The sequence below is a fragment of the Mycobacterium nebraskense genome (assembly GCF_002102255.1).
In the GTDB taxonomy this organism is placed as follows: Bacteria; Actinomycetota; Actinomycetes; order Mycobacteriales; family Mycobacteriaceae; genus Mycobacterium; species Mycobacterium nebraskense.
The window spans coordinates 151,674-177,380 of record NZ_LQPH01000107.1; the positions used below are offsets into that span (position 1 = coordinate 151,674).

The following is a 25,707-nucleotide window of genomic DNA, read 5'->3' on the forward strand; positions in this document are numbered from 1 at the left end:
ACTGCATGCGGGCCCTTTACGCGGTGTGCGGCCTGACCGCCCTGGCGATGCTGGGTTTCTGCGCGACGGCCAACGCGGCCCCATCGCCGCAGGGCGCCCACGCCGAGAAGTGGATCGACCTGCAGGCCGGCGAGTGTGTGGCCGACCTGCCCCCGTCCGACCTGAGCCGCGTGACGGTCACCGTAGTCGATTGCGCGACGGCGCATTTGGCCGAGGTGTATCTGCGCGCCCCGATGGCCGTCGACACCGCGGTCGCCGGCGTCGCGAATCGGGATTGCGCCGCCGGGTTCGCGCCGTATACCGGCCGACCCGTTGAGGGCAGCCCGTTTTCGATCACCTACCTCATCGACTCGAATCAGGATCGCACCGGCGCCGACCCCACGCCGAGCACCGCCATCTGCCTGCTGCAGTCCGCCAACGGCCAACCCCTGTCCGGGTCGGCGCGCCGCTAGCAGCCGAGTTGCGCTGCGAGGTCGAGGAAGTCGGACGCGTTGACGTCGAACTCGTCGGAGTACGCCACGTCGGCTTCTCCGTCGGCCCCGAACTCCAGCGGGCGCGCGACGAACGCGGTCTTGAAACCCAGAGCACCCGCGGCGCGCAGGTCGTACTTGTGGCTGGCCACCATCATGATCTCGTCGGGGCTCAGGCCCAGATACGTCGCGGCCATCCGATAGATCGCCGGGTCGGGCTTGAACACCCCGGCCATCTCCGCGGCGAAGACGGCGTCCCAGGGCAAGCCCGCGCGCTTGGAAATCTCGACGACAGCCGACACGTCCGCGTTCGACAGGGTGGCCAGCGTGTACTCGCCTCTCAGGCGCGTCAGACCGGGCACCACGTCCGGCCAGGGCTTCAGCCGCCGCCAGGCCAGCGTCAGCTCGTCTCTTTCGGCGGCCGGGAATTCGATACCGCGCTCGTCCAGGACGGCGTCGAGCGCCCGGCGGTACAAGGAGTGGACCGGCACCCATCCGCTGTGGCGGGCCCGCGCCTCCTCCAACGCCGCGAAGTAGCCTGCGCGCCAACGCCGCACCACGTCGGGCCAGTCGACACCCGGGTGACGCCCGGCGCTGATCCGCCGCGCCTCGTCGCAAACGGTCGAATGAAAGTCCGTCGCCGTACCTTGCACGTCGAACAACAAAGCCTTAACCACACGCGCAATCATGCAACCCCGGACGCGCATGTATCTACGATGTCCAGGTGGCCGACCGCGCCGACGAGCACGAACCCGACTACCGGTTCACCTTCGCCAATGAGCGGACTTTCTTGGCCTGGCAGCGCACCGCGCTGGGGCTGCTCGCCGCGGCGGTCGCGCTCGTGCAGCTGGTACCGGAGCTGACGGTCCCCGGAGCCCGCCGCGTGCTCGGGGTGGGGCTCGCGGCGCTGGCAGTCCTCACCAGCGGAATGGGACTGCTGCGCTGGCAGCAGGCGGACCGCGCCATGCGACGCGGCGACCCCTTACCCCGTCAACCCTCACCGACCTACCTGGCGGTGGGCCTGACCGTGGTCGGGCTCATCGCGCTGGCGTTGGTGATTGCCAAGGCAGTCATCGGTTGAGCGACTCGCCGGCGGATCGCGGGAGTCAGGCCGATCGGACGACGCTGGCCTGGACGCGGACGTCGTTCGCGTTCCTGGCCAACGGCGCCCTGCTGATGATCAGGAACCTGCACGGCTCCGTCAGTCCGACGGGGTTGATCCCCGCCGCTTTGGCCGGCGCCGTCGCGCTGGGGACCTTCCTGATCGCCCTGCAACGCCAGCGCACTCTGCGACAGCGCCCGTTACCGGAGCGGATCACGCCCCACCGCCAGGTCCACTTCATCGGGACCGCGGTGCTGGCTCTGATTGTCGTCACCACGCTCGCCCAGTTCATCTAGCAGGGTGTTCGTTCTCACAGTGGCGCAAGGAAATCGTCCACCCGGTCCGCGGCTACGAATAACGGGAGTGGACAGATGTCGGCATCGTGTCGCGGCAGCAGGGCCGCGGACTCCGTCCTGCGGAGGCCCGCCTGGCGCTAGGCTACCGATCGATGACGGGACCGCCCACGCTCGGCAAGGACCTGGACGCGCTGCTGCACAGGGTCGCGCGCGGGGACAGCGACGCGTTCGCCGCGGTTTACGACCTCACTAAGAGTCGGGTGTACGGAATGGTGATGCGGGTGCTGCGCGATTCCGGCTACAGCGAGGAGACCACCCAGGAGGTCTACTGCGACGTATGGCGGACGGCGCCGGACTACGACTCCAGCAGGGGCTCCGCTCTATCCTGGCTGCTGACCATCGCGCACCGGCGGGCCGTCGACCGGGTGCGGACCGAGGAAGCGTCCGGCAGGCGGGAGTCCCGCTACGCAGCGGCGAGCGCGGACACCGCCAGTGACGTCGTCGCCGAATCGGCGATCGCCGGTGACGAGCGACGCCGCGTAGTCGAATGCCTGGGCGCGTTGACCGACACGCAGCGGGAGTGTATCCAGTTGGCTTATTACGACGGACTCACCTACAGCCAGGTGTCGGAGCGGTTGGCCGCGAATCTGTCGACGATCAAGTCGCGCATGCGCGACGCGCTGCGCGCCTTGCGTAACTGCCTGGATGTGCCATGACGGAACCGAACGAATTCGAATTGCTCGAGCTCGCAACGCCGTACGCGTTGGATGCGGTGTCGGAGGAGGAGCGGGCCGATATCGAGCGGCGGGTCGCGGCCGCGCCACGGTCGGTGGCGGCGGCCTTCGACGATGAGGTCCGCGCCGTCCGCGAGACGATGGCGGTCGTCTCGGCGACGACGGCGGTCGAACCGCCGGCGCACCTGCGGGCCGCGACGCTGGGGGCGATACCTTCTCGCGATGAGCGCAAATACGGTTGGCGCACCGCCATTTTGGGGGCTGCGGCGGCAGCGGTGGTGGTCGGCGCCGCCGCATTCGGCGTCGGGGTATTGATGCGACCGCACCCGCCGTCGACCGTCGCCGAGCAGGTGTTGACGGCCCCCGATGTGCGCACCGTTTCTGGCCCGCTCGGCAGTGGCACTGCCACGGTTGTCTTTTCCCACGACCGCAACGCCGGTGTGCTGGTGATGAACAACGTCCCCCCGCCGAAGCCCGGGACCGTCTACCAAATGTGGTTGCTGAGCGACAAGGGTCCGACGTCGGCGGGAACGATGAGCACGGCCGCCGTGGCGCCGTCGACTACCGCAACGCTCACCAACCTCGGGTCGTCAACGGCCTTGGCGTTCACCGTCGAACCCGGTACCGGGTCGCCGCGGCCGACCGGGACGATACTGGCTGCGCTGCCGCTGAGCTGAACCGCTCACGACTGTTCTCGACCCGGACCCGTCCGCGCACTCGTCGTCTCCGAATCACTCCTGTCCGGTCGAAAGGCGGCGCTACGGGCCGTCCATGGAGAAGGAGTGGAAACGCGATGATCAATGTTCGGGCCAGAACGATCGCTGCGGCAGGCCTCGCAACGATTGCGGTAGCTGGTTTCTCGGCGTGTTCGAACAACAAATCGGCGTCGGGACCGATGACGAGCAGCAGCATGGCGACGGTCACCAGCAGCATGGCGGGTCCGGCGACGACGTCGGCCGCGGCCGATCCGGCGGCGGATCTGATCGGGACTGGCTGCGGCGACTACGCCAAGCAGAACCCCAGCGGCCCCGGGTCGGTTGCCGGGATGGCTCAGGACCCGGTCGCCACTGCCGCGTCCAACAATCCGATGCTGACCCCCCTGACCTCGGCGCTGTCGGGCAAGCTGAACCCGAACGTCAACCTGGTCGACACGTTGAACAACGGCCAGTACACGGTCTTCGCGCCGACCAACGCCGCCTTCGACAAGCTGCCGGCGGCCACCATCGACAAGCTCAAGACGGATTCGCAGCTGCTGAAGAGCATCTTGACGTATCACGTGGTGCCGGGTCAGCAGAGTCCCATGAAGGTCGACGGTGACCACCCGACCCTGCAGGGCGCCAAGCTGACCGTGACCGGTCAGGGCAACGACCTCAAGGTCAACAACGCCGGCTTGGTGTGCGGAGGGGTGCACACCGCCAACGCGACGGTGTACATGATCGACACGGTGCTGATGCCGCCAGGCCAGTAAGCTTGCCTGCCAATCGGGGATGAACAGCCCGGCTTCGGCCGGGCTGTTTTCCTTTGCGGCAGCACCAATCCGCGACACCCTTGGCGGCGAATGACTTTCATGCTGACCATTGCGTTGATCGGCCTCGTCGGAGGCCTCCTCACCGGCGTATCGCCGTGCATCCTGCCGGTGCTGCCGGTCATCTTCTTCGCCGGTGCCCAGGGCGGCGGCAATGACGTTGCCGCACAATCGGTTTCCGGCCCGGGCGTTGCGGTCAAGCCGGAGCGCACGTCGCGCAGTGCGCGGCCCTACCTGGTCATCGGCGGTCTGGTGCTCAGCTTCACCGCGGTCACGTTGGCGGGCTCGACACTGCTGTCGCTGGTGCACCTGCCGCAGGACGCCATCCGCTGGGTCGCTCTGGTCGCCTTGATGGCCATCGGTCTCGGCCTGATCTTCCCGCGGGTCGAGCACTTGCTGGAGCGTCCGTTTGCGCGTATCCCACAGAAACAGTTGGGGTTCGGCAGCGGCGGGTTCGGTCTCGGCCTGGCGCTGGGCGTGTTGTATGTCCCGTGCGCCGGGCCCATTCTCGCCGCGATTGTGGTGGCCGGCGCCACGGCTCCCCTTGGCCTGCGCACCGTGGTGCTGACCAGCACCTTCGCGCTGGGTGCGGCACTGCCGTTGCTGGTCTTCGCGTTGGCGGGCAATCGAGTCGCTCAGCGGGTGGGAGCGTTTCGACGGCGGCAGCGGCACATCCGGGTCGCCGCCGGAATCGTGATGATCGTGCTCGCGGTGGGACTGGTGTTCAACGTTCCCGCGGTTCTGCAACGGGCCGTTCCCGACTACACCAGCGGTCTACAACAACGGTTGGCCACCGACCGCGGCGTCCGGGAGAAGCTCAACCTCGGCGGCATCGTCAACGACCAGAACGCCCGGCTGTCGAATTGCAGCGACGGTGGCCGGGAGCTCGAAAGCTGCGGCCCGGCACCCGATCTCAAGGGCATTGCCGGTTGGCTGAACACGCCCGGCAACCAACCGGTCCCACTCGCGTCCCTGCGTGGCAAGGTCGTGCTGATCGATTTTTGGGCGTACTCCTGCATCAACTGCCAACGGGCCATCCAGCACGTCGTCAGCTGGTACAACGCCTACAAGGGCGACGGGTTCGAGGTCATCGGGGTCCATACTCCGGAGTATGCGTTCGAACAGGTACCCGGGAATGTCGCCAAAGGCGCCGCCGACCTGAGCATCACGTACCCGATCGCCTTGGACAACGGCTACTCCTCGTGGACGAACTACCGCAACCGTTACTGGCCGGCGGAGTATTTGATCGACGCGAGCGGCGAGGTGCGCCACATCAAATTCGGCGAGGGCGACTACAACGTCACCGAGGATCTGATCAGGCAGCTGATCGTGGCCGCGCGTCCCGGGCTGAACCTGGCACCGCCGACAGACGCGAGCCGCTCGGCCCTGCCAGACAAGACCACGCCCGAGACCTACTTCGGCGTCGGCAAGGTCGTCAACTACGGCGGCGGCGGGCCATACGACGAAGGCACAGCCACTTTCGACTATCCGCCTACCCTGGCCGCCGACCGCTTCGCCCTGAAAGGTCCGTGGACGCTGGACTACCAGGGGGCCACTGCCGCCGGCAGCCAGTCCAGTATCAGGTTGAACTACCACGCCAAGAACGTCTACATCGTCGTCGGCGGCACCGGGTCCCTCACGGTCACCCGCGACGGACGATCCGTCACGATTCCGATCAGCGGACCGCCGACGTCGCACCAAATCGTGTCCGGCGGGCAGCTGCGATCAGGGACCCTCGAGGTGCGCGCCGACCGAGCGCTGCAGGTGTATTCGTTCACGTACGGCTGAAACTTTTACCCCTGCACCAATCCGAAGGTGGTCGGGCTCCGAATCACTCATCAAATGTCGGACCAATCAAAGGAGTCAAACGCGATGAAAGCACACATGACGTCGGTGGCAGCGAAAGGATTCGCGGTAGCGGCGATGCTGGGTCTGGGTGTGGTGAGCGCTCCGACCGCGGCGGCGGCCGATCTGGTGGGCCCCGGCTGCTCTGATTACGCGGCTGCCAACCCCAGCGGCCCGGGGTCGGTGCAAGGAATGTCGCAGGTTCCGGTGGCGGTAGCGGCGTCCAACAATCCGGTGCTGACCACCCTGACGGCTGCACTGTCGGGCAAGCTGAACCCGAACGTCAACCTGGTCGATACCTTGAACAACGGCCAGTACACGGTGTTCGCACCGACCGACGCCGCATTCAACAAGCTGCCGGCGGCCACCATCGACAAGCTCAAGACGGACTCGCAGCTGCTCACCAGCATCCTGACCTATCACGTGGTGCCGGGTCAGTTGAGTCCGACGATGGTCGCGGGCTCGCACAAGACGGTCCAAGGCGCGAACGTGACCGTGACCGGCCAGGGCAACGGCCTCAGGGTCAACAACGCGGGTCTGGTCTGCGGTGGCGTGCCCACCGCCAACGCGACCGTGTACATGATCGACACGGTGCTGATGCCGCCGGCGTAAAGCCGCAATGGCACGCCTGTCAGCCACGTTCGCCACACCAGCCCCTCCGAGAAGTGACGCACTGTTTGCCCGCCTCACAGCGACATCCGGCCCCGCGCTGACGTTGTCGCTCAGAGGCGGGCAAACGGTGGGCCGCACCCCCTGCCGGGGCGGGTGCGGCGGATGTGGCTAGTCGCCCAGCAGTGCGCGCACCGCGGGCCGAGGCCCCGTCGGCCGCAGCATGGCGCTGGCGGGGCGGGGACGCACCGCCAGCGGCCACCAGAACCAGCGGCCCAGCAGTGCGGCGATGGACGGGGTCATGAACGCGCGCACCACCAGAGTGTCGAACAGCAGGCCCAGGCCGATCGTCGTGCCGACCTGGCCGAGCACCCGTAGTTCGCTGACCGCCATGGATGCCATCGTGAAGGCGAACACCAGGCCCGCGTTCGTCACGACCTTGCCGGTGCCCCCGAGCGACCGGATGATCCCGGTGTTCAGGCCCGCGCCGATCTCCTGCTTGAACCGGGCGACCAGGAGCAGGTTGTAGTCGGATCCCACGGCCAGCAGGATGATCACCGACATCGCGAGCACCAGCCAATGCAGTTCCATTCGGATGATGTGCTGCCACAACAACACCGAAAGCCCGAAGGAGGCGCCCAGCGAAAGCGCCACCGTCCCCACGATCACCACGGCCGCGACGAAACTGCGGGTGATCACCAGCATGATGACGAAGATGAGGCAGAGCGAGGAAATCGCCGCGATCATCAGGTCGTATTTGGCGCCGTCGGAGATGTCCTTGAATACCGCCGCGGTGCCGCCGAGGGAGATTTTCGCGTTCTCCAGCGGGGTGGTCTTCAGCGCTTCCTCGGCCGCGGTCTTGATGGCGTCGACCCGGGCGAAGCCCTCGGGTGTCGCGGGGTCACCTCGGTGCAAGATGAACAGGCGCGCGGCCTTGCCGTCCGGGGACAAGAACATTTCCATGCCGCGCTTGAAGTCTCGGTTGTCGAAGACTTCCGGTGGCAGATAGAAGGAATCGTCGTTCTTGGATGCGTCGAAGGCCTGCCCCATGGCACTGGGGTTCTCGCTGTTCGCATCCATCTGGCCGATGATCCCGGACATGGTGCTGTGCATCGTCAGCATCATGGTCCGCATGCTTTGCATGGAGTTGATCATCGGCGGGATCTGCATGAGCAGCTGCGGCAGCAGCACGTCGATCTTGTCGAGGTCGGCGACCAGATCGCGCAGCCTGTCGTTGATCTCGTCGACACCGTCGATGGCATCGAAGATGGATCTGAGCGACCAGCAGACGGGAATGTCGTAGCAGTGCCGTTCCCAGTAGAAGTAGCTGCGGAGCGGCCGGTAGAAATCCTCGAAATCCGAGATGCGATCGCGCAATTCGGCCGTGATGGCCTGCATGTCGTGGGTTTCGCCGGTCAGGTCGTGAGTCGTGGCGACGAGCTGTGACATCAGACCATACATGCGCTGCATGGTGTCGATCATCTTCGCCAGCTCGTCCGCCTGCTTGAGCAGATCATCCATGCGCTGCGTTTGAAAGGTGCTGTTTTGAACCAGGCTGGCATTTTGCATGCTGATCATGAATGGCAGCGTCGTGTGCGGCAGCGTGGTTCCGTCCGGCCGGGTTATCGCCTGGACCCTGGAAACACCCGGAACCGCGAGGACGCCTTTGGCTAACCTGTTCAATACCAACATGTCTGCCGGGTCGCGCATGTCGTGGTCCGCCTCGATCAACATGATTTCCGGCTTCATCCGCGCTTGAGAAAAGTGGCGGTCCGCCGCGCTGTATCCGGCATTGGCGGGGATGTAGTCGGGCACATACTGTCGGTCGTTGTAACTGGTCTTGTACCCGGGCAGCGCAAGCAGGCCCACGAGGGCGACACCACACGTCGCCGCCAGAACGGGCGCCGGCCAACGAGTGACTACCGTGCCCACCCGCCGCCAGCCACGAACCTTGATCATCCGCTTGGGATCGAAGAGGCCATAGCGGCTGCCGACGGTGAGAACTGCAGGCCCCAGCGTGAGCGCCGCCGCCACCGCGACGAGCGTGCCCGCCGCGCAGGGTATGCCGAGGGATTGAAAATAGGGCAACCGCGTGAAGCTCAGACAATACGTCGCGCCCGCGATCGTCAAGCCGGAGCCCAAGATGACGTGGGCGACCCCGCGATAGGTGGTGTAGTACGCCGTTTCCCGATCCTCGCCGGCCTGACGTGCCTCTTGGTAGCGACCAAGCAGAAATATGCCGTAGTCCGTTCCCGCCGCGAGCACCAGCGATGTGAGCAGGTTGATGGCGAAGGTTGAAAGCCCGATGACGCCTAAGTCGCCGAGCAACGCGACGGTTCCCCGCGCGGCTACGAACTCGATGCCGACCAATAGCAGCAGCAGTATGGTGGTAACGATTGACCGATACACGAGCAGTAGCACGACGAATATCACTGCGACGGTCGTCGCAGTAATTAAGATCAGCGACTTATCACCGCTTGCGTGCATATCCGCGATCAGCACCGACGGCCCGGTCAGGTAGACCTTGAGCCCATTCGGCGGAGGTGTTCGCGCGACGATGTCTCGAACCGCGTCAATCGATTCGGCCGCCAAAGCCTCGCCTTGGTTACCGGCGAGATCGAGTTGAACGTACGTGGCCTTGCCGTCGGCGCTTTGCGCGCCCGCGGCAGTGAGCGGATCGCCCCAGAAATCCTGTATGTGCTGGACGTGTCGCGGGTCGTCTTTTAGCTTGCGAATCAGACCGGCATAGTATTTGTGAGCGTCGTCGCCGAGCGGTGGGTCGCTCTCGAGGACAATCATCGCCGCATTGTCGGAATCGGATTCCTTGAAAACCTTGCCCATCCGCTTCATCGCCTGTATCGAGGGCGCCTCTTCGGGTGTCATCGATACCGAGTGGTCTTGTCCGACCTTTTCCAGCGATGGGACGGCAAGGGTCACGAGGACGGTGATCGCCAGCCATCCAAGGATGATGGGGATGGAAAGTCGACGGATGGCGCGTGCGATGAATGGCTGTTGTGCGTGCGTGGCGACGGCGCGATTCTTGGTCACGCGGATTTCACTGCGCGGTCAGCAGAGGCGCACGCCTCATTGAAAGTTGTCTCCGCCTTGCCCTGACCGCCGAAACGGCATTTATTACCCTTTGCACCGAGGTTTCTCGTGAGGGAATCGATACGGCTCGACACGGACGTCGACTTTGGTGATGTTCGGTTATGCGCGTGAATGTACGCTACGGCGTGGGGCGACGACGCGCAAATCGAATAACCAACGGTGACTCGGCCTCCATCGGCATCCCGCAAAAGAGAAGGCAGGCGCCCCATCCAGCTAGCGACCGGAGCCACGTCGGGGATGCGGATTTTCGAGGTTAGCCTGCCCAAAGTCAACCAGTCCGGCTGTCCTGCTGGCACTTTGGCGTCCCGCAATGCCGAAAAGGCGCTGCTGCGGATGGTCGCCGAAGACGAGCGGGTTGCCACGACCGGCACTACACTGCTCTCTCATGTGTTCAACATAGACATGTGTTGAACAAGATGCCCTTCCGGGGTTAAGGTCTGAAGAAACCAACGATATTCGGAGGCAACCAGGGACGCGATTGCCATAGAGTCCGAATCAATGAGCGTGATGAATTATCCGCGGCGTCCAATTCGGCGCGCATGTTCACCGGTGCAGGTCGGGGCCAATGCCAGATTCCGTCTCTGCGCCTTCCCAGATTGGTCTCTGAGCCATGCCCCAACAGCCTTCCGTTGCGATCGTCATTCCCGCCTATAACGAGGAACGCTATATAGGCAAATGCCTCGAATCATGCATCGACCAAACTTCGGCACCGGACGAGATAATCGTTGTCAACAACAAGTCGACGGACAACACCGCGTCCATCGTCCGCCGGTATCAAGCCGAGAACCCGCACATTGACATACAGCTAGTCGAGCAAAATGAGCATCAGGGCATTGCCCCGACGCGCAACCACGGCTTCGATCACGCGCGGAGCGATATCATCGCCCGGACTGACGCCGACTCCGTCATTGCCAAGGACTGGGTCGAGACGATTCGCCGCCGTTTCCAGGATCCGGATATTGATGCCGCGAGCGGACCCATAGGCTTTCATGACATGCCTCTGCGGGGGTTCCTGTTCTGGCTCGACCGCATCTTGCGCGGCAAGGTCCATAAATACGCAAAGAACGAGCGGTTCCTCATTGGCGCCAACATGGCAATTCGTGCCCAGGCATGGAAGTCGGTCCGCCAGCTGACTCAGCTGGACCTAGAAGACCGCCTGCATGAAGACGTCGATCTTGCGCTGACCTTATTCAAGAATGACTTCGAGATCGCGTACGAGCCGGACATGGTCGTCGCCATGTCTGCCCGCCGGGTGGAATCTTCATCGCGAGATTTCTACCGGTATGTCACGCGCTATACGAGGACAACCAAGCTGCACGGTATCAAGAGCCCGGCGGCGTATACGACGATAACCACGCTTCTGCTGCTGTATTACCCCTTCCGTACGATGCGGTTTTTCTACGATGTGGAAACCCTGCAATTCACCTCGTCGAAGTTGCGCGACAAGCTTCGCAAGGTGGGCAGCGCGCGCCGACACCGCGGCAGACATGAATCGCCGGGGCGTGAGCTGCTGAGGGGCGCGTGACGGCATGACCGCTGGAGGTGAACGAGCATGGCACGCGTCGTCTTACGAACTGCAGCCGACCAAGCCCGACGCCGTCGACACACGACGTCCCGGTGGGGTGATTTCGCCCGTCGGCAGCCACGTTGCCGGCATCCGCAGGCAGGCGGCGTTGGTGGCGGGATTCGGTTTGGCCCTTCCGCTCGCCGCCGGCGCGCTGGGGCTAGGCCTGCTGAACGGTAGCCGACGCCGCGGGGTCAACTTCTTCACCTCCACCTGGCCTCGAGCGCTGCTGACCACCAACGGCATCCGCATCAATGTCATTGGCGCGCAGAACCTGACGGCGCAGCGCCCGGCCGTGTTCCTGTACAACCACCGCAACCGGGTCGACCCCTTCATCGCCGCCGCGCTGATGCGCGACAACTGGATCAAGATCGCCAAGAAGGAACTGGCGCGGGACCCAATCATCGGCACGTTGCTCAAGCTGAACGACGGTGTATTCCTCGACCGGGACGACACGACCGCGGCGGTGGAAACCCTGCACCAAGTCGAAGAGCGCGCGAAAGAGGGTCTGTCCATCCTGATCGCCCCGGAAGGTACCTCGCTGGACACCACCGGGGTGGGGCCGTTCAAAAAGGGGGCGTTCCGCATCGCCATGGCCACGGGCGTTCCGATTGTGCCGATCGTGATCCGCAACGCGGAGATCATTGCCGCGCGGGATTCCATGGAAATCCACCCGGGCACGGTGGATGTCGCCGTGCTGCCGCCCATCCCCGTCGACGACTGGACGCTCGAGACGTTGGTCGATCGCATCGCCGAGGTGCGCCAACAGTATCTGGACACACTGGCCGATTGGCCGGCCGACGCCTAGGCGGTTCAGTCCATAGCCGTTGACGCGCAGGCTGACTCGCAGGTCGACTACGGCCGCGCCTGGGCAGCAGCTGACAGCTGTGTGTTCGATTCGGCGACCGAATGCGCGGGCGCGTCGATGTCTCCCAGCACAAGGGCAAAGATGATCGCTAGGCAGGCGCATCCACGGCACAGTGTATCCATTGGGCCACACCATCTTTCGCATCGGCTGCGGACGGAGTCCGCATTTCCGCTTTAAGGCCGATTACCCCGTTCCGGCGCGAACAAAACAGCACGGGACAATTCACGCATTCGCCACAGTCCTATCAGCCCCATCCGTCGCCGGAAAAAGGGTGATGACCCCTTTGCCCACCTCCGAGCGACAATCGGGCGACAATCCGAGCGCGCACCGACGTTGTCGCTCAGAGGCGGGCAAACAGCCGACCGTCTCTGGGCCGAGGCTGGTGTGGCGGGTGTGGCGCTAGGCGATCGCGTAGTCGCTGAGCGGGAAGCTCGCGGCTTCCCGCACCGAGTTCAACGTCGACGTGGGCCGCAGCAGCGATGCCTCACCGCTGGGGCTGAAGTAGTACGAGCGCGAAGTGGCGCAGTTGCCGGCGTAGAACACCGAGCTGTCCAGCCGTTTGGTCATCCGCTCCATGAACCGGTCGTTGGCCTCTTCGGTCACCTCGAACGTCGTCGCGCCGCGGCGCTTGACCTCACCGAGCAGCCGGTCCATGTGCCGCATCTGGTATTCGATGGTGTGGAAGAAGGACAGGCCGGAGAAGGCGAACGGGCTGGCCAGGCCCAAGTAATTGGGGAAGTACGGCATGGAGACGCCCTGATAGGCCTGGAACCGGGTCTCGCGCCACCACTTTCCGAGGTTGCGGCCCTTGCGGCCGACCACCTCGATGGCCGGGAAGTTGGCCTCCCACAGGTCAAAACCGGTCGCCAACACCAGGGTGTCGATGAGGGTCTTGCGCCCGTCCGCGGTGACGATGCCGTCCGGCTCGATCCGCGCGATCGTGTTGGTCTCCAGGTTCACGTGCGGCTTTGTGAAAGCGCGGTAGAAGCCGTTGGAGAAGGTCGGCCGCTTGCAGCCGAGGTCGTAATCCGGCGTCAACCTGTCGCGCAGTTCCTTGTCCCGGATCCACCGGAATCGGTTGATCTTGGCCAGGTCGGAGGCGGAAATGTTCACCCGCCCCCGCGACTGCCGGAAATGCAGCGCCATGATGACCATGATGAGCTCGAGGATGATGTCGCTCACCCACCGCAGGGTCCGCTGCACCGCCGGCACCCGCCCGAACAGGCGTTGCATCGGCGGGGAGATCGGGAAATCGAATTTGGGGATCACGTGGGTCGCGGTGCGTTGGTAGACGGTCAGCTCTCCGGCCTCTTTGGCCAGCTCCGGAATGACCTGCACCGCGGACGCCCCGGTCCCGATGACCGCGATCCGGCGACCCTCGTAGCTGTAGTCGTGGTCCCACGCGGTGGTGTGGACGACCTTGCCCTCGAAGCTCGCGATCCCTGGGATATCCGGCATGCGCGGCTGGGACAGGAAGCCGGTAGCGGTGATCAGGAAGCGGGTCGTCAGGGTTTCGCCGCCGGCCAGCGCCACCCGCCATACTTCGGCGTCCTCATCCCACTGGGCGCCTTCCACCGTCGTGCTGAATCGCATGTGGCGGCGCACGTCGTACTTGTCGGCGACGTGCGCGGCGTACTGCTTGACCTCGCCGCCCGGCGCGAACAGCCGTGACCACTTCGGGTTGGGTTCGAACCAGTACGAGTACGTGGTGGACGGGATGTCGACGGCGAGGCCTGGGTAGTGGTTGACATGCCAGGTGCCGCCAAGGTCATCCTCGCGGTCGAGGATGACGAAGTTGTCATATCCGAGACGTTTGAGCTGGATCGCGGCCCCGATGCCGCCGAAGCCCGCGCCTACGATGACGGCGTCGAATCGGTTCGTGTTCACAACATGCTCCGTGCCTACATGCTCGGTACTTACACACAAGAACGTTCACTAATCTTACGGAATTCTAATAGAGCTGTGAGCAACACGCATGCGTGTATGCCAGCATGTGACCTTGCTGACGCCGGCGCGCAAACCTGGCAACGTCCCGGCTGCGTCGCGGTCGCCGCGTCATTGTTGACCGCACTTATGCGGTTAACCGTCGCTGACGTGCACAACGGCGCCTTCCAGGTTGGCTGCGCTCACGCACCGGCCGGGGGCGGCGAGGGCGACCGAGCTAACGACCGTTTCGAGCCAAAGCTGCTGCCCCAGAGCCGAACCTGACAACGGCCGGTGTCTTTCCTGAGCGGCCGGCCGGCCCCGGCCGTCGTCCGGAGGCGCCCGAAATTCGTCGCATCGCCGCACACCGCGTTCTTCGCGTTGCGCTACTGGCCGTGATCGTGTCCGGGCCTTCAGCGAGTGGTACTCAACGGAGACGGGGTCGGACGTCACGTCATCGAAACCTGTTTCACCCGTATCGATGTCGTCACCTTTCCGTGTCTTGAGCGTTTCGAATCGGGCGTCGCTGGTCCGGCTACCCTCGGAAAACGGCACCAAATGACGGGCGAGGCCATTTCGTTAGATGGCTTCTCGGCCTGGCCCCTGGGGATGGATATCATTTCGGCGCGTCGACACGCGGCCCTCATCCGACGCTTGTCGCCGTGGCTCGGTATACAGGAAACAGTGACGAATTTTCCGCCAGAGGGAGGCCTTCGCATGGGCATCAGTCACGACATGATCGCACGTCACTTCATCCGTTCCCTTGCTCCCGCCGTAGTTGCGGCGTCCGGCCTCGGCGCCTCGGTCATGACCGGTGCTGCCCTCCCCTCCGCCGCCGCCCAGTGTCCGGACGTGCAGGTGGTATTCGCCCGCGGCACCGGCGAAGCCCCCGGCGTCGGCCCCACCGGACAAGCCTTCGTCGACTCCCTGCACTCCCGCCTGGGCGCCAAGTCCTTCGACGTCTACCCGGTCAACTACCCCGCCAGCGACCAATGGGACACCGGCGTCGACGGCATCAGAGACGCCGCGGCCCACGTCAACTCGATGGCCCACGACTGCCCCAACACCAAAATGGTGCTCGGCGGCTACTCCCAAGGCGCCGCCGTGATGGGCTTCGTCACCTCACCCGCCGTCCCCGACGGCGTCGACCCCAACACCGTGCCCAAACCCCTGGACCCCACCGTCGCCCAACACGTCTCCTCGGTCGTGCTGTTCGGCATGCCCAACGTGCGCGCCATGAACTTCCTCGGCGAACCCCCCGTGGCCATCGGCCCGGCGTATCAGGACAAGACCATCAAGGTCTGCGCCACCGAAGACCCGGTCTGCTCCGACGGCATGAACTTCTCCGCCCACAACACCTACGCCGACGACGGCGCGGTGATCGACAAAGGCGTCGCCTTCGCCTCCAGCCACCTCGACGCAGGTGGGCCCGCAACGCCTTCGGTCAGGGGCTTCGGCGGCTGAGCGACCGCTCGGCTACTGCTGGCCGGCCTTGGCGTTGAGGTAAGCGACGATCCCCTGCGTGACCGCGGCGGCATACCGCGCCCGGCCGTCGGGGCTTTGCATCCGCGCGGCGTCGTCGGCGTTCTTCATGTTGCCGAGTTCGACGAGGATCGCCGGGTATTGGGCCAGGTTCAGCCCCGCGAGGTCGTCCCGCCCGTACAGGCCGCCCGACCCGATGTAGTTGGCCGGCTGAAAACCGGCCTGCGACAACGCGTCCCGCATCATGGTGGCCAGCTGCACGGCGGGGCCGGCCTGGACGTCGTTCAAGGGTGGGCTCGAGTAGTTCACGTGGAAGCCGCTGCCGGATGCGGGTCCGCCGTCGGCGTGGATGCTCACGATCGCGTCGGGGCGCATGGCGTTGGCCGCCGCCGCGCGTTGGTCCACACAGGGGCCGACCGAGTTGTCGTCACCTCGCGACAGTTGGGTGCGAACGCCCATCTGGTTGAGCGACTCGTTGATCAGCGCCACGACCGCCCAGGTGAACGCGTGCTCGGGATAGCCACCGTCGGTGGCGGCGCCGGACGTCTGGCACTGCTTGGTTCCGCCCCGGCCGTTCGGCACCTGCTGGTTGATCGAGGCGTCGTTCACGGCGTTGTGGCCGGGGTCGAGGAAGACGGCCGACCCGGCGAGGCCGGCGGACGCACGTGGCGCGCCCATGAGCGCCCCCGCACCGAGCAGCACCGGCGCGAATCTCAGCACGTCGCGCCGTGAAACGGATCCCCGGCGACCAGGGCGGTCACTCACCGCGCGATGGTAACAATCGCGGTTCTTACCGCACCGACTGCTCAGACGTCGGTCAACGCCCGGGCCGCGGCGCGGAACATGGTCTGCTTGATCGCGCCGAGCGTGCCGGGGTCCTTGCCGCCCAGCGGGCGCAACAGGTCGGTCGCCGCCGCGGTCACGTTGGCCTCGGCGGCGGTGGCATCGACGATGCCGAGTTCGGCGGCCTCTTCCCCACCGAACCGCCGACCGGTCGTCATGGAGGCCACCGCGGCGCGGGGCGTGAGCTTGGCCTGAATCAGGGCGGCCATGCCGTCGCTGAACGGAATGCGGATGTCGACCTCGGGGAAGCAGAAGAACCCCCGGTCGGCGCGCATCACCCGCACGTCGTGGGCCATGGCGAGCATGGCGCCGGCGCCGAAGGCGTGCCCGGTCACCGCGGCGGCGGTCGGCATGGGGAAGGTCAGGACACGAGCCAGCAGGGCCTGCACCCGCGCGACGTAGGACTGCGTCTGGTCGGAGTGCGTGCGCAGCCAGTCCAGATCCAGTCCGTTGGTGTAGAACTTGTTGCCCGCGGTGGTGACGAGGCCCTCGGCGCCGGCCTGCTGAATTTCGTCGAGCTGCTCGTTGATCGCGTCGAGGAACTCCGGGGAGAACCGATTCTCGTCCTCGCCGAGGTTCAGAATCGCGATCTTGTCGTCCCAACTGAATGTCGGTGTCATGTCGTGGCCCTTTCTCTGGTCCTGCGTCGGGGCGCCCCGACGTCGAGCACGGCTTTGACGGCTGCTCGCAGCCGTTCGCGGGCATCCGGGTCGTTGATCCGGTTGCGCCGCAAGAGGATCGCGGTCGGTAGATCGACGATGCAGGTCGTCATGACATCGACGGCCGCCGCGTCCTTGCGGTCCCACAGGCGGCGGGCCAGCCGAATCATCGTTTCCACCAGCAGCCGGTCCAGGTCGCGCAGCTGCGTCGCAATGTCTGGCGACGTATCGGGACCCAGTAGCTCCTCGCGGCGCACCGTCAGCAGTAGCTGCGACGACTCCGGGTAGGTTTCGGCGAAGACGGCCGGCGCCTCGGCCGCTGCCACCACGGCGGCAATGCCGTCCCCCTCGGGGGCTGCGTCGATCAAATCGCCCTGCGCGCTGAGGAATCGGTGTCCGGCCCGCAGCCACGCGCGCCCCACGAGTCCGGCACGCGAACCAAATGTGTGGTACAGCGCGCCGTTCGATACACCGATCGCCTCGCTGACGGCTCTTATCGTGACCGATGCCGGGCCGGACCGCACCGCCAGCCGTTCGACGGCATCCAGGATCCGATCCTGGTCGTGAACGCGGGGACGTGGCATTCGGACAGCATAACAGAGCGGTTGCTCTATTTCAGGTTGTATGCCTCACGCGAGATGCGGAAGAAATGACCAGTCGTCGAGTCGGTGCATGTGACAGCAGCGGGCTCGCTCTTACAGGTGAGCGAAGCCACGGAACGCGTCTCACCAACCTGGAGCGTCGGCAGTCCGATGCCGCGAGTGGTATCCGTGTGGCAGACCATGGCGGGTGAACTGCCCTGGGCCATGTCGATCTGATCGCCGAACGCTCCCATGCAGGACTGCGGGCGCGGCGGCATCACATACGTCGGGTCGACGACGCCGCAGGACGCACGGGGGGCGTCGCCCTGGAACGCTGCCATCACACAGGTGACGTCTCCCGAGGGCGACTGAAACTGGTAAAACGGGTCCGCATGCGCGATCGCCGCCGGGCCCACCGCGGTGATCGCCACCGCGACCGTGACCGCCCCGATCATTTTCGCTTCCATGGTGCAGTTGTAGTCCTTTTGCGCCCGGACGAACAGCATCTGTGCCTACGCTCAGCAAATGATCCCCTGGCTCACAAGGCAGACGCTGGTCATCGGCGCCACGGTCGCGGCAGCTATCGCGGCCCCTGCGACCGCACGCGCGGACACCCTGAACTTTCAATCCCCGTCCGGGAACATCTACTGCGTCCTGGACAGCGCCTTTGTCGCGTGCGACATCAGCGACTTCGACTACCAGCCACCGCCACCCCCGGAGTGCGGCAAACACCTCGCCTGGGGCAATCGCTTCGTCCTGACCGCGGGTGAGCCGGCCGCCATCCACTGCCACGGCGACACCCTGCGCGTCGCCGGCGAGCCGACACTCGACTACGGCCACAGCCTGTCCGCAGGGACGCTCACGTGCGACAGCGAGCCGTCGGGCATGACATGCACCGACAGCAGCACCGGCCATTACTTCCGCGTGTCGCGGGATTCCTACGATCTCGGCTGAGAGCCGTTCTGCTTCAACAGGTTAGGCAGCCCCGTCGTGACCGTACAAAATAGTATGGTACGGTCGACGCCATGTCCGCGGTCGACGCTCGCCCGACGCACGGCATCACCGACGAATTCGTCGCGCGACTGGCCGAGCGCGCCGATGAAGCCGAGCGGCTGCGCCGCCTCCCCGCGGAAACAGTGAGCGAGTTCAGGCAGACCGACCTGTTTCGGCTGTTGCTCCCGGCCCGGTTCGGCGGCATCCAGGCGTCGTTTCCCGAACTGCTGGAACCGATTCGGCGGATGGCGCACGGGTGCGCGTCCAGCGCCTGGACGTTGGGTTTCTATGCCCTGCATAACTGGATGCTGTCGCTGTTCGACATGCGGGCCCAGGAGGAGGTGTTCGCCTCGGGACCGGTGCTGGCGCCCGCTCCCCTGGCCCCCACCGGCCGCGGCACCCCGGCCGACGGCGGGGTGCGCCTGACGGGCAGGTGGTCGTGGGCCACGGGTGCGATGGACGCGGACTGGGTGATGGTCGGGGCGCTCATCGAGCGGCCGGACCGGATCGATCCGGCGCTCGTGGTGGTGCCCGCCGACCAGGTCGAGGTCGCCGACACCTGGCACACCGCGGGCATGCGGGGCACCGGTTCCCACGACGTCATCGTCACTGACGTGTTCGTGCCGGACCATCGCATGGTCGCGGTGGCCGACATCTACGCCGGAACGGCGCCGGGCGCGCGGGCGCATGACGTGCCGACATACCGGTGGCCGATGGTTCCCGCGCTCGCGCTGGTCGCGTCGATGCCGGTGCTCGGTGCCGCGGAACGGGTGACCGAGCTGTTCGCCGAACGGCTGGGTGAGCGCGTCCTGGCGTATAGCGGTGTGGCGCAGAAGGATCAGCCCGCGGCGCAGATCCGGCTCGCGGGTGCGCGGGTGCGGTTGCGCGCGCTGCGTGCGCTGGTCGACGAGACCGCCGACGGCATCGAGGACCTCGTCACCCGTGGCGAACGGGTGAGCCGATCGGTGCGGGCCGAGGCGCGACTGGCGGCCGCCCACACGGTGCACGAGAGCCGCACGATCATCGCCGATCTGCTGGACGCCTCCGGGGCCAGCGCTCAATTTCTGTCCAACCCACTGCAGCGTTTCAAGCGCGACGTCGACATCGCGGCCGGGCACGTCGTCTTCGACTACGACGTGAGCCGAGAGTTGGCCGGGGCGTTGGCGATTGGCGCCAAGATCTCCCCGATCGCGATGGTCTAGTCCGCGAGCATCAGCTCCAGGAAACGTTCCCGCTGAGCGATCTTCTGCGCCTCCTGGGCCGAGCCGGCCAGGTGCAGCAGGCCGATGCCGGCGGCGAAGGTCAGCTCGGCGCGCAGCTTGGCGTCGTCGGGGCTGAAACCGTAGTCGCTGTACGCCTTCGCCACGGAGCGAAGCAGGCGTCGGTCGGCCGCGCGGATGTTGGCGGCGGCGGGCGGGTCCGTGCGTGCCCATTCGCGCATCGCGCGCTCGAGCGTCCAATGCCCCGGGCTGGTCAGCGCGGTCATCATGGCGGACAGGCGTTCTCGCGGCGGCAGCGCGTCGAGTTCGGCCAGCGACTGTCGGTCCTTTTCCAGGAAGGTGTTCCACGATTCGACCAGCGCGGCCCGGTAGCTGTCCATGTCCTGGAAGTGCCAGTAGAAGCTGCCGCGGGTGACGCCCGCCTGCTGGCAGAGGCGTTCGACCTTCAAGGCGCGCACCCCCTGCTCGGCGAGCAGCGTGTAGCCCGCCTGCAGCCAGTCCTCCACGGACAGACGAGGGGACTCACGTGCGGCCATGTCTAGCAAGGTTACGGCGGGAGGCAGCCCAGCTGGGCGAGGTGCATCCCCCGCGCACGGCGCCGAACTCTCCTCGTCCTTGGTGAATTCCTCCCTAACACGTGGCGAACCGGCGGGTTCCGATAGGGCATGGGTGTAATGTCCGGATTTGCTAGCCGACAAATTCCTGTTAACTCTTGGCCTGCTTGCTGGCGTGCCGAAGCATCAGGGGGTGCCGTGACCGAGGTGTCCGACGTGTCGGCAACCACCGATAACGACGAGGTCGTGGTGTCGTTCCAGGACGAGTCCCTGCTGCTGGGCGGCGACCCTGCCGCCGTCGAGTCCTATCTGACACGGCTACGCGCGACCGCCGGCCAGGCCATCCGAGTCGCCGGCATCGACAGCGCCTCGCTCGCCAACGCGGCGATCGCCGGGCTGGCCTCCTTGCTGGCCGACTCCGGCAAGTACGTCCAGCTGCATCGCGACACCGTGGACGCGTTGAAGGAAGGCAATCTCGTTCCCGTCAGCGACGGCATCTTCCGGCTGACGACGGGCGCCGATGCAGGCCAGCTCCTGGCGCAACTGCAATGGCGACCGGAACTGCTCGGCCCGGAAGTCATGCTGTCGGCGCAGATGCTCGCGGTGCAGATGGCGTTGAAGTCCGCGGTCGCCGAGGTGGAAGACGCCGTCCGGCGGGTGGAGGACAAGGTCGAGGCGGTGCTCGAGGTTGCCCGGGCGCAGCGCGCCGGCGACGTCCTGGGCACAAGCTTGACGATCTCGCGGATGGTCGACTCCCTGGACAAGTACGGGTCGCTGCCCGATGCGTACTGGGATTCGGTGGCAGTCCTGGGGCCGGCGCTGAACGTCACTGTCGAGCAGCTGCGCAACCATGTCAGCCGGATCCTGGCGTCGTTCGATAACACCCTGGGTGTGCAGCAGCGCGCCGGGAAGTTGCGAAATGCCATCAGCGAGAACCGGCTTGGTGACACTCTGAGCCTGCTGGTGATCGCCGAAGAAGCGCTGCACAAATGGCAGCGTCTGAACCTCGCGCGCATCGAGTCCACGCAACCAGAGCAACTGCTGCGGGCGATCGACGAAGCGCGCGGGCTCGTCGACCACCATCTGCGCGAGGACCTCGATATTTACCGGAGCGCGAAGGAAGTCCTCGACCGGTTCGGGAAGACGCAGGCCATCGACGGCTTCCGATTCTGGGCGGTCCGAGAGCTGGCCAAACAGCGCGGCGCGCTGCGCGACGAGCTCGACCGTTTCGCCCAGGCCCGCCAGCACCAGGTCGAGACGTGGGAGGACTTCCACATTCCGAGCGTGCTCGACGCTGCATTAGCCACGGCCAATGTCGTCGGAAACGTGACGGGCCGTGCATTGGTGGCCGTCGGCCGAGGGCTTATTGGCCTGGGTGCGCACGTGGCCGCGCCGTTCCGTGCCGAACGCAACGAAGATATGAAGGACGGCAAGGACTTTGAGTGTCAGGCCGCCGTCGCTGGAGTCGAGGAACGCGATTCGTCCTGCTGACTGGGCGCTGACGCTGCGGACCGGGCGCTATGAGTCGTCATTGACTGCGGTCGAGGCTGCCCTGATACTCCACCAGTACGGCCGTCGGCCATCAACGGCGCGCGGCTGAACTGGTTGGGGCGCAAAGGAGGTCGGCATGATCGATTTGGGGCTATCGGGCAAGCGTGCGGTTGTGTCGGGTGCGGGCTACATCCCCGAGCGCGCGGGCCACGGCTGGTTCACGTCGTTGGCGCTTGCCGAAGCGGGCGCCTCGGTAGCCTGCATCGATATCGACGAGCAGCGCGCGGAGCGCATCGCCGGCGAGATCGTCAGCAGGGGCGGCACTGCCGTCCCGATTGTCGCCGACATGACCGACCCCGTGCAGGTCGGTCGCGCGATCGACGATGTCGAGGCAGCGCTGGGCGGTGTCGACGTGTGCGTCGACATCATCGGTGGTGCGACCTGGTCGAAGGTCGAAGACTTCACCACCGAGGTGTGGGACGCGACGATCCACTACAACCTGAACCAGGTGTTCTATCTTTTTCAAGCCGCAGCAAGGTACATGATCGCCCAGGGCAGCGGCGGATCATTGGTCGCGCTTGCCTCGGTCGACGGCATCGCATCGGCGACCTACCGTGCGGCCTACGGCGCCGCTAAGGCCGGCGTCATCTCGCTCGTCAAGACCTTCGCCGACGAACTGGGGCGGTATGGCATTCGCGCTAACGCGGTCGCGCCCGGCAATGTGGGCACCGGCAACGAGGACCAGCCGCCAAACGAGTACGCCGTCAATGGAATTAACCCGCTGGCGGCGCCCCGCGCGCATGACGTCGCCAACGCCGCGTTGTTCCTCTCGTCCGAGCTGGCTGCCCGCATCACCGGTCAGACACTCGTCGTCGACGGCGGTGCCACCATTCAGCAGCTGTGGGGGCTGTCCGCATCGAGAATCCCGCCGAACCCGGACGAGGCGATGCCGGACTTTATGAGACCGGGGCCGTCGGGCGGCTAGCGTTGGTGCACCATCGGCAGCCCGGGCACCGAGCTTCTCCCCTTGAGCACGTAAGGGGTCAGGATCGAGCCGACGTAGATGTCGCGCATGTCCTGCCCGCCCCAGGCGATGCTGGTCGGGCCGCTCAACACGGCACCGTCGGGATCTTCGAGCACCACCGTCGCCCGCCCGTCCGGGCGGATCGCCACGATCCTGTTGGCCAAAACGATTGTGACCCAGAGGTTTCCATCAGCATCGAAGGCGCATCCGTCGGCCATTCCCCACCGGCGACCCACCTGCGGATCGGCCAGGAACCGGCCGGATTCGGAGCCGAACTCGTCGGGTCGCCGGCCGCCCAGCGGCGGGCCGAATCGTTCTTGGGGACAGAGTGTTTCGCCTCGGATCGGAAACCGCACCACGTCCGCGGCCACCGTGCGGACCACATACAGATAGTCCTCATTGCGATCCAGCGCCATGCAGTTGGGGAAGTTCACCCCGTTTGTGACCACTTGCGCCGATTGGCGATCCGGTGCGACCCGAAATGACGGGGTCCCAGCTTCCGGGCCAGCGTCTATGAGAGTTGTTGGTGGGTGGTTTCCCATTGCTTTCGGAACGCCTCGGGGGTGAGGTCGTTCAGTGCGCTGTGGGGTCGGTAGGTGTTGTATTCGGTGCGCCAGTCCTCGGCGAGGACTTGGGCTTCGAGCAGACTACCGAAGGCTTCGGTGGTCAGGAATTCGTCGCGGAAGCGTCCGTTGAACGATTCGCAGTATCCGTTTTCCCACGGTGCGCCGGGCTTGATGAACACGCAGCCCACCGAGCCGAAGCGGGCCCAGTCGGCCAGGGCGTGGCTGGTCAGTTCGGGTCCGTTGTCCACGCGGATGTGCTCGGGCTTGCGGCCCGTGGTCATGATCAGCTCGTCGAGCAGTCCGGTGGTCTGATCGGCGTTCCAGGACCGACGTGGCCGTGTCGCCAACGCCTCGCGGGTGAACTCGTCGATGACGTTGAGGAAGCGCAGCTGGCGGCCGTCGACGGTGAGGTCGTGCTGGTAGTCCAGCGCCCACACGTGATCGGGGCGGGCCGCGGCCATGCGCGGTTGTGCCGCGCCGTTACCCAGGCGCATCCGCTTGCGGGTCTTCGACGGACGTTGCAGCCGTTCGTCTTCCACAATCGATGCGTGCGTTTGGGATTGACGACCAGGCCTTCGGACTTGGCGATGGCGTGCGCTTTGCGCCAGCCCCACCGCGGATGCCTGATCGCGATTTCGCATAATCGGGCGCGCAGCTGCTGTTCGTCGTCATGGGGTCGGTGCAGCTCATATTGCTGCACCGAACGGTGTTGGCCGACCACCCGGCAGGCACGCCGCTGCGAGACCCCGAACCGCTCGACGAGCACCACCACTGCTCGCCGTCGACGGTCGGGGCTCACCAGTTTCCCCGGCTGATCTCCTTGAGCATGTCGATGTCGAGGGCCTGCTCGGCGACCAGCTTTTTGAGCCGCTGGTTCTCGCGCTCGAGCTCCTTGAGCCGTTTGGTGTCTTCGGCTTTCATCCCGCCGTACTGATTTCGCCAGCGATGCCAGGTCTGCTCACTGACCTCCAGATGCCGGCAGACCTCCCCGAGGTCTTTGCCCTCACCGAGCAGCCGTTCGCCCTCACGAAGCTTGCGGACCACCTGCTCGGGTGTGTGCCGTCGACGTGCCATGAATCGAGTCCTCCTCGCCCCAATTCTGGGGCATCGGACTCCCACAGGGACTGGCCCGGACCGGAGGGCTCACGTCAGAAAGATGAACCCATCAGCGGTGCCGCGCGCGATGGTATCCATAAGGTCGTCCGCCATCGTGCTCACCGAACACCACAACGCCCCAACAGAATCCACCAGAACGAAGTTCAACCACCGCAGCGGGCGTCCATCAAGTTGTCCGCCCAGCACCGGCGCGATCGCGCCAGTCACCGGGTCGAGGTCCTGCAGGTCGCCCAAACCCCAATTGGCGATCAGAAAGTGGCCGTCACGGTCGAGCGCGATCCCGTTCGGCTCGCCGCCCGCCTGCCCCATACGCCGAACGGTGTTCTCGTCAACGAGTTCTGCGACAGCTGACGCCTTATCGGAGGCGAACACCCGACCATCGGCGGCCACCACCACGTGTTCCGGGCGATTTACGCCGCGGCCGAAGGGGTGTAGATCCGTTACCACGATGGTGGTCTGGCCAATTCCGCTCATCGACGCCTTTCCTGAAGTTGTAGCAGCCCGATGTCAACCCAACTCGTAATCAGGTTCAGCTTGCCCCAGGTTCGGCTTGGAATGGCTGGCACCATCAGACAAATACACAGCTTTCTGAATAACCGCCTGCATGGCCCAGCGCGTTCAGCGGATACTGACCAGGCCAAGACGGGAAGCTGGCCACTTGCGCTCAAGGTTGACAACGGTTGTGGATGTCATCCACACTGTTCTTATCTGCGTGAATGACATTCACAGAGGGAGTTGTTTGTGGCTGCGGAACTGGTTGGCCTCGCCGAGGTGGCCGAGCTGGCACGGGTGAGTCGAACGGTCGTGTCGAACTGGCGAGCCCGAGATAACAGATTCCCTGAGCCAGTCGCGGACTTGCGAAGTGGCCCCGTCTTCGACCGCGATGACATAGATAAGTACCTAAGAAGGAGAGGGAGCCATATGCCACACGTCGTCTCAACGATCAATTTAAAGGGAGGCGTCGGCAAGACGACCACCACCGTCGGCCTCGCCGAATTCCTGTCGGCTGAATTCGACAAAAAGGTTCTGGTGATCGACCTAGACCCCCAGACCAACGCGGTGGCGTCCCAGGAGCGGTGTAAAAGTGGTCTGACATAGGTTCCGCTCGCTTGCGTTGATGATCCTATGCGGTGG

At 65.4% G+C, this 25,707-nt stretch carries 25 protein-coding genes and 4 pseudogenes; 17 read left to right on the top strand and 12 right to left on the bottom strand.

From position 1 onward, the window contains the following. Positions 1 to 47: 47 nt before the first annotated feature. A complete protein-coding gene (locus tag AWC17_RS12230) occupies positions 48 to 452 on the top strand; it encodes a hypothetical protein (RefSeq protein ID WP_372517398.1) in 405 nt (134 codons plus the stop codon). On the opposite strand, the gene AWC17_RS12235 is transcribed toward AWC17_RS12230, so the two are convergent. Further along, entirely contained in the window at positions 449 to 1,159 is a 711-nt protein-coding gene (locus AWC17_RS12235) for a haloacid dehalogenase type II (protein WP_046185905.1), read from the bottom strand. The genes AWC17_RS12230 and AWC17_RS12235 overlap by 4 nt on opposite strands. 35 nt (positions 1,160 to 1,194) lie before the next feature. Between AWC17_RS12235 and AWC17_RS12240 the strand changes: the two genes are divergently transcribed. From AWC17_RS12240 to AWC17_RS12270, 7 genes are all read left to right on the top strand, one after another. Continuing rightward, a complete protein-coding gene (locus AWC17_RS12240) occupies positions 1,195 to 1,551 on the top strand; it encodes a YidH family protein (RefSeq protein WP_082123151.1) in 357 nt (118 codons plus the stop codon). Further along, entirely contained in the window at positions 1,548 to 1,868 is a 321-nt protein-coding gene (locus AWC17_RS12245; protein WP_046185903.1) for a DUF202 domain-containing protein, read from the top strand. Before AWC17_RS12240 ends, AWC17_RS12245 begins: the two co-directional genes overlap by 4 nt. Before the next feature lie 152 nt (positions 1,869 to 2,020). Continuing rightward, positions 2,021 to 2,584 carry a sigma-70 family RNA polymerase sigma factor gene (locus AWC17_RS12250; protein ID WP_046185902.1) on the top strand — a complete coding sequence of 188 codons (564 nt, stop codon included), beginning with the start codon at positions 2,021 to 2,023 and terminating at the stop codon, positions 2,582 to 2,584. Further along, positions 2,581 to 3,279: an anti-sigma factor gene (locus AWC17_RS12255; RefSeq protein ID WP_047323062.1), complete on the top strand. Its 699-nt coding sequence runs from the start codon at positions 2,581 to 2,583 to the stop codon at positions 3,277 to 3,279. Before AWC17_RS12250 ends, AWC17_RS12255 begins: the two co-directional genes overlap by 4 nt. Positions 3,280 to 3,512: 233 nt before the next feature. After that, positions 3,513 to 4,070: a fasciclin domain-containing protein gene (locus AWC17_RS12260; protein WP_372517397.1), complete on the top strand. Its 558-nt coding sequence runs from the start codon at positions 3,513 to 3,515 to the stop codon at positions 4,068 to 4,070. A 99-nt stretch (positions 4,071 to 4,169) separates the two neighbouring features. Then, positions 4,170 to 5,915: a cytochrome c biogenesis protein CcdA gene (locus tag AWC17_RS12265; RefSeq protein WP_046183423.1), complete on the top strand. Its 1,746-nt coding sequence runs from the start codon at positions 4,170 to 4,172 to the stop codon at positions 5,913 to 5,915. Positions 5,916 to 6,050: 135 nt separating this feature from the next. Further along, on the top strand, positions 6,051 to 6,584 hold the full coding sequence (locus AWC17_RS12270) for a fasciclin domain-containing protein (RefSeq protein ID WP_372517396.1): 534 nt from the start codon (positions 6,051 to 6,053) through the stop codon (positions 6,582 to 6,584). 168 nt (positions 6,585 to 6,752) lie between these two features. On the opposite strand, the gene AWC17_RS12275 is transcribed toward AWC17_RS12270, so the two are convergent. Further along, complete coding sequence (locus tag AWC17_RS12275; RefSeq protein WP_231588502.1) at positions 6,753 to 9,629, bottom strand: MMPL/RND family transporter; 2,877 nt, start codon at positions 9,627 to 9,629, stop codon at positions 6,753 to 6,755. Between the two features lie 297 nt (positions 9,630 to 9,926). Between AWC17_RS12275 and AWC17_RS32665 the strand changes: the two genes are divergently transcribed. The 3 genes and pseudogenes from AWC17_RS32665 to AWC17_RS12285 all read left to right on the top strand — a co-directional run. Further along, the gene (locus tag AWC17_RS32665) at positions 9,927 to 10,100 is read left to right on the top strand and encodes a hypothetical protein (protein WP_156174130.1); all 174 of its coding nucleotides are present in this window, start codon (positions 9,927 to 9,929) and stop codon (positions 10,098 to 10,100) included. 199 nt (positions 10,101 to 10,299) lie between these two features. Further along, a complete protein-coding gene (locus tag AWC17_RS12280) occupies positions 10,300 to 11,214 on the top strand; it encodes a glycosyltransferase family 2 protein (protein WP_052742755.1) in 915 nt (304 codons plus the stop codon). 52 nt (positions 11,215 to 11,266) lie between these two features. Further along, positions 11,267 to 12,055, top strand: a pseudogene (locus AWC17_RS12285) (lysophospholipid acyltransferase family protein); the annotation flags it as partial. Positions 12,056 to 12,520: 465 nt separating this feature from the next. Here the strand turns inward: AWC17_RS12285 and AWC17_RS12290 are convergent. Further along, the gene (locus AWC17_RS12290; RefSeq protein ID WP_046183410.1) at positions 12,521 to 14,008 is read right to left on the bottom strand and encodes a flavin-containing monooxygenase; all 1,488 of its coding nucleotides are present in this window, start codon (positions 14,006 to 14,008) and stop codon (positions 12,521 to 12,523) included. Positions 14,009 to 14,433: 425 nt separating this feature from the next. Then, positions 14,434 to 14,527, bottom strand: a pseudogene (locus AWC17_RS34005) (acyl carrier protein); the annotation flags it as partial. 234 nt (positions 14,528 to 14,761) lie between these two features. On the opposite strand from AWC17_RS34005, the gene AWC17_RS12300 reads away from it, so the two are divergent. Further along, positions 14,762 to 15,508, top strand: a complete 747-nt coding sequence (locus AWC17_RS12300) for a cutinase family protein (RefSeq protein ID WP_046183412.1) — start codon at positions 14,762 to 14,764, stop codon at positions 15,506 to 15,508. A gap of 12 nt (positions 15,509 to 15,520) precedes the next feature. Here the strand turns inward: AWC17_RS12300 and AWC17_RS12305 are convergent, their stop codons facing one another. Genes AWC17_RS12305 through AWC17_RS12320 form a run of 4 tightly spaced genes read right to left on the bottom strand, consistent with a single transcriptional unit; the run spans position 15,521 to position 18,115 of the window. Then, positions 15,521 to 16,291, bottom strand: a complete 771-nt coding sequence (locus AWC17_RS12305) for an Rv3717 family N-acetylmuramoyl-L-alanine amidase (protein ID WP_082122959.1) — start codon at positions 16,289 to 16,291, stop codon at positions 15,521 to 15,523. Positions 16,292 to 16,332: 41 nt separating this feature from the next. Beyond that, positions 16,333 to 16,989: an enoyl-CoA hydratase-related protein gene (locus tag AWC17_RS12310; RefSeq protein WP_046183413.1), complete on the bottom strand. Its 657-nt coding sequence runs from the start codon at positions 16,987 to 16,989 to the stop codon at positions 16,333 to 16,335. Beyond that, positions 16,986 to 17,612 carry a TetR/AcrR family transcriptional regulator gene (locus AWC17_RS12315; protein ID WP_046183414.1) on the bottom strand — a complete coding sequence of 209 codons (627 nt, stop codon included), beginning with the start codon at positions 17,610 to 17,612 and terminating at the stop codon, positions 16,986 to 16,988. Before AWC17_RS12315 ends, AWC17_RS12310 begins: the two co-directional genes overlap by 4 nt. Before the next feature lie 26 nt (positions 17,613 to 17,638). Beyond that, entirely contained in the window at positions 17,639 to 18,115 is a 477-nt protein-coding gene (locus AWC17_RS12320; protein ID WP_046183415.1) for a DUF6636 domain-containing protein, read from the bottom strand. Between the two features lie 19 nt (positions 18,116 to 18,134). Between AWC17_RS12320 and AWC17_RS12325 the strand changes: the two genes are divergently transcribed. Together AWC17_RS12325 and AWC17_RS12330 are read left to right on the top strand one after the other, a co-directional pair. Next, positions 18,135 to 18,563, top strand: a complete 429-nt coding sequence (locus AWC17_RS12325; protein WP_046183416.1) for a DUF6636 domain-containing protein — start codon at positions 18,135 to 18,137, stop codon at positions 18,561 to 18,563. A gap of 71 nt (positions 18,564 to 18,634) precedes the next feature. Next, complete coding sequence (locus AWC17_RS12330; RefSeq protein ID WP_046183417.1) at positions 18,635 to 19,804, top strand: acyl-CoA dehydrogenase family protein; 1,170 nt, start codon at positions 18,635 to 18,637, stop codon at positions 19,802 to 19,804. Here AWC17_RS12330 and AWC17_RS12335 read toward each other — a convergent pair. Further along, the gene (locus AWC17_RS12335) at positions 19,801 to 20,358 is read right to left on the bottom strand and encodes a TetR/AcrR family transcriptional regulator (RefSeq protein WP_046183418.1); all 558 of its coding nucleotides are present in this window, start codon (positions 20,356 to 20,358) and stop codon (positions 19,801 to 19,803) included. The genes AWC17_RS12330 and AWC17_RS12335 overlap by 4 nt on opposite strands. Positions 20,359 to 20,583: 225 nt before the next feature. Between AWC17_RS12335 and AWC17_RS12340 the strand changes: the two genes are divergently transcribed. Both AWC17_RS12340 and AWC17_RS12345 read left to right on the top strand, forming a co-directional pair. Further along, a complete protein-coding gene (locus AWC17_RS12340; protein ID WP_046183428.1) occupies positions 20,584 to 21,867 on the top strand; it encodes a hypothetical protein in 1,284 nt (427 codons plus the stop codon). A 136-nt stretch (positions 21,868 to 22,003) separates the two neighbouring features. Then, positions 22,004 to 22,852 carry an SDR family NAD(P)-dependent oxidoreductase gene (locus AWC17_RS12345; RefSeq protein ID WP_046183419.1) on the top strand — a complete coding sequence of 283 codons (849 nt, stop codon included), beginning with the start codon at positions 22,004 to 22,006 and terminating at the stop codon, positions 22,850 to 22,852. Here the strand turns inward: AWC17_RS12345 and AWC17_RS12350 are convergent. From AWC17_RS12350 to AWC17_RS12360, 3 genes and pseudogenes are all read right to left on the bottom strand, one after another. Further along, positions 22,849 to 23,433: an SMP-30/gluconolactonase/LRE family protein gene (locus AWC17_RS12350; RefSeq protein ID WP_082122960.1), complete on the bottom strand. Its 585-nt coding sequence runs from the start codon at positions 23,431 to 23,433 to the stop codon at positions 22,849 to 22,851. The genes AWC17_RS12345 and AWC17_RS12350 overlap by 4 nt on opposite strands. Next, positions 23,403 to 24,531 (bottom strand): annotated as a pseudogene (locus AWC17_RS12355) (IS3 family transposase). Before AWC17_RS12355 ends, AWC17_RS12350 begins: the two are co-directional and overlap by 31 nt. Before the next feature lie 69 nt (positions 24,532 to 24,600). Further along, positions 24,601 to 25,047 carry an SMP-30/gluconolactonase/LRE family protein gene (locus AWC17_RS12360; protein WP_085164686.1) on the bottom strand — a complete coding sequence of 149 codons (447 nt, stop codon included), beginning with the start codon at positions 25,045 to 25,047 and terminating at the stop codon, positions 24,601 to 24,603. A 447-nt stretch (positions 25,048 to 25,494) separates the two neighbouring features. On the opposite strand from AWC17_RS12360, the pseudogene AWC17_RS12365 reads away from it, so the two are divergent. Continuing rightward, positions 25,495 to 25,629: pseudogene (locus tag AWC17_RS12365) on the top strand (ParA family protein); the annotation flags it as partial. Between the last annotated feature and the right edge of the window lie 78 nt (positions 25,630 to 25,707).